Annotated in this window: 4 protein-coding genes and 1 pseudogene; 2 read left to right on the forward strand and 3 right to left on the reverse strand. The window is 64.8% G+C overall.

Translation table 11 applies throughout. The features are described 5' to 3' along the window. The 3 genes from ACCC94_RS29130 to ACCC94_RS29140 all read right to left on the reverse strand — a co-directional run. On the reverse strand, positions 1-647 hold a 647-nt coding region (locus tag ACCC94_RS29130; RefSeq protein ID WP_413353060.1), incomplete at its 3' end, for a phasin family protein. A 10-nt stretch (positions 648-657) separates the two neighbouring features. Beyond that, complete coding sequence (locus tag ACCC94_RS29135) at positions 658-1,068, reverse strand: phasin family protein (protein WP_413353056.1); 411 nt, start codon at positions 1,066-1,068, stop codon at positions 658-660. Between the two features lie 210 nt (positions 1,069-1,278). After that, complete coding sequence (locus tag ACCC94_RS29140) at positions 1,279-1,554, reverse strand: polyhydroxyalkanoic acid system family protein (protein ID WP_413353057.1); 276 nt, start codon at positions 1,552-1,554, stop codon at positions 1,279-1,281. Positions 1,555-1,695: 141 nt separating this feature from the next. Between ACCC94_RS29140 and ubiE the strand changes: the two genes are divergently transcribed. After that, positions 1,696-2,478 carry a bifunctional demethylmenaquinone methyltransferase/2-methoxy-6-polyprenyl-1,4-benzoquinol methylase UbiE gene (ubiE, locus tag ACCC94_RS29145; RefSeq protein ID WP_413353059.1) on the forward strand — a complete coding sequence of 261 codons (783 nt, stop codon included), beginning with the start codon at positions 1,696-1,698 and terminating at the stop codon, positions 2,476-2,478. Then, a pseudogene (locus ACCC94_RS29150) lies at positions 2,475-2,682 on the forward strand (SCP2 domain-containing protein); the annotation flags it as partial. The gene ubiE and the pseudogene ACCC94_RS29150, both read left to right, overlap by 4 nt.

Here is a 2,682-nt window from a genome sequence, read left to right on the forward strand (position 1 = left end):
GCCTTGGCAGCCGGCTTTGCAGCAGGCTTGGCAGCGGGTTTTGCGGCAGCCTTGGCAGCCGGTTTGGCAGCGGTTTTCGCTGCGGGCTTGGCGGCCGGTTTCGCTGCAGGCTTCGCAGCGGGCTTGGCGGCGGCCTTGGCAGCCGGTTTGGAAGCCGCGGTCTTCACAGCGGGTTTCGCGGCCGGTTTGGCGGTGGCTTTCGCTGCGGGTTTGGCGGCGGCCTTGGCGGCCGGTTTGGCGACGCTGACGCCGGTGAGCTTCTCGATCTGCCTGGTGAGGCTGTCGACCTTGCTGTGCAGATCCTTCACCTCGCGGCTGCTCGGCACGCCCAGGCGCGAGATCGCGCTGTTGAGGCGCTTGTCGAAGGCCTCTTCCAGCTCGCCCCACTTGCCGATCGCGGCGCCCTTGACGGCATCGACGCGCGACTTCGCGGAACGGGCGGAAGTCTTCACCGCACCTTCGACCTCGGTCTTGGCTTGTTTCTCGGCCTTCTCGCCATCCTTCACGAGGGACTCGAACACCTTGCTGCCATCCTTGCTGACCTTCGAGTAGGCCCCCAAGCCAGCCAGCCAGATCTGCCGCGAGTATTTCTCGATCTCGCCGATCCAACTGGACTCTTTTTTATCGGTAGTTTTTTTGCCAGCCATCCTGCTCTCCTTATTGGGTTCTCGCGACACGCTCGAGCACTGCGCTCAGCTCATCCAGCTTAGCAGAGAGCGCCTCCACATCACGCCTGGAGGGAATTCCGATTCTGTTGAGGGCGGAGGCGACACGTGCATCGAACGCCTCTTCGATCCTGTCGAAGTTCAGCTTGGCTTTGACGCTGTGCAGGCGACCCTTGACGCTGTCGTTGGCGGCGTCGATCTGGGTGCTCACCAGGTCGCGGCCCTTCTTCTCCACGGACTCGCCGGACTTGACCAGTTCCTTGAAGTATTCGCTGCCTTCGGCGCCCACGCGGGCATAGGTGCCCAGGCCTGCCAGCCAGATCTGCCGCGCATAGTGCTTGGCGTCGGAGTAGAGGGAGGATTCGAGTTCTACGACTTTCTTCTTGCTGACGGCCTTGGCCATGGTGGCACCTCACAGGGTTCAGATTCGATGATGTCGAACGCTGCCCGCATCAGGCGGGACTGTGAGCCAAGGTATCGGGGAAAATTAGAAAACACATACCAGGCTTTGTAGGAACAAAGCAGCTACAAGCTGCAAGCCACAAGCTGCAAGCAAAAGCGCCTCTGCTTGCCGCTTACAGCTTGTGGCTCGGGCACTGGACAAGCGACTGGCTCACGCCAGCGCCTTGTCCAGTGCGCGCTCGATCTCGCCCTTGAGCAGGCCGCCCATGGCCGACAGCATCAGCCCAAGCTTCACGTCCACCGCGACCTTGTCCGCGCCCACCTCGATGCGTCCGTCCACGCCGCTGCGCTTGAACAGCAGGGTATCGCCCTGCCACTCGCTGCTCACACCGTGCTCGCGGGTGAGCTTGTCGGCGAGCTTCTGCGCCTTGGCGCGGGCCGCTTCGAGGCCCAGCGAGTGATGACGTTCGACGTGGATACGGGACATTCTTGAACTCCGCGAGTGACTGACTTGCCAAATGATACGCGCCGCGCCGTATCGCCGCACCCCGGCTGCGCCGCGACCGGGGCGGCGTTTTCTCTGCTTCCTGTTAGAATGCCCGCCACTGACTTCCAGGGTAGAAATGCCATGAGCGAACCGCGCAAGCCCCAAGCCGGCCAGGACGGCGCCGATCCCACCACGCACTTCGGCTACAAGACCGTGCGCGAGAGCGAGAAGGCCGAGAAGGTCGCCGAGGTCTTCCACTCGGTCGCCGCCAAGTACGACCTGATGAACGACCTGATGTCCGGCGGCATCCACCGTCTGTGGAAGCGCTTCACCATCGAGCTGTCCGGCGTGCGCGCCGGCAACCGGGTGCTGGACATCGCCGGCGGCACCGGTGACCTGACCCGCCAGTTCTCCCGCCTGGTCGGCCCGACCGGCGAAGTGGTGCTGGCCGACATCAACGCCTCGATGCTCAAGGTCGGCCGCGACAAGCTGCTCGACAGCGGCGTCGCCGGCAACGTCAGCTTCGTCCAGGCCGACGCCGAGAAGCTGCCGTTCCCCGACAACCATTTCGACGCGGTGACCATCGCCTTCGGCCTGCGCAACGTCACCCACAAGGACGAAGCCATCCGCTCCATGCTGCGGGTGCTCAAGCCCGGCGGCCGCCTGCTCGTGCTGGAATTCTCCAAGCCCACCAGCAGCCTGCTGTCCAAGGCCTACGACGCCTACTCCTTCACCCTCCTGCCGCTGATGGGCAAGCTGGTGACCAACGATTCCGAGAGCTACCGCTACCTCGCCGAGTCGATCCGCATGCACCCCGACCAGGAAACGCTGAAGTCGATGATGGTGGAGGCGGGCTTCGATCGCGTCACCTACCACAACATGACCGGCGGCGTGGTCGCCCTGCACCGCGGCATCAAGCCCTGATGAGCCTGCTCCTGCAGGCCGCCCTGGCCAGCGCCGAAGCCACCGTCAACCGCGTGCTGCGGCTCGACGGCGTGGCGCTCCGGCGGCTTGGCCGGCTCGCCGGCAAGGTGCTGGAAGTGGACTGCCAGGCGCCCGCGCTGCGGCTGTGCATCCTGCCCGACGCCGCCGGCCAGGTGCAGGCCGTCGGCGTCGGGCAGGATGAAC

It is taken from the genome of Pseudomonas sp. Pseusp97 (assembly GCF_047304025.1).
In the GTDB taxonomy this organism is placed as follows: Bacteria; Pseudomonadota; Gammaproteobacteria; order Pseudomonadales; family Pseudomonadaceae; genus Pseudomonas.

Excerpts from the sequence above, each read along its gene's own strand:
- ACCC94_RS29135 (WP_413353056.1), bottom strand. The coding sequence starts at position 1,068 with ATGGCCAAGGCCGTCAGCAAGAAGAAAGTCGTAGAACTCGAATCCTCC.
- ACCC94_RS29140 (WP_413353057.1), bottom strand. The coding sequence starts at position 1,554 with ATGTCCCGTATCCACGTCGAACGTCATCACTCGCTGGGCCTCGAAGCG.
- ubiE (WP_413353059.1), top strand. The coding sequence starts at position 1,696 with ATGAGCGAACCGCGCAAGCCCCAAGCCGGCCAGGACGGCGCCGATCCC.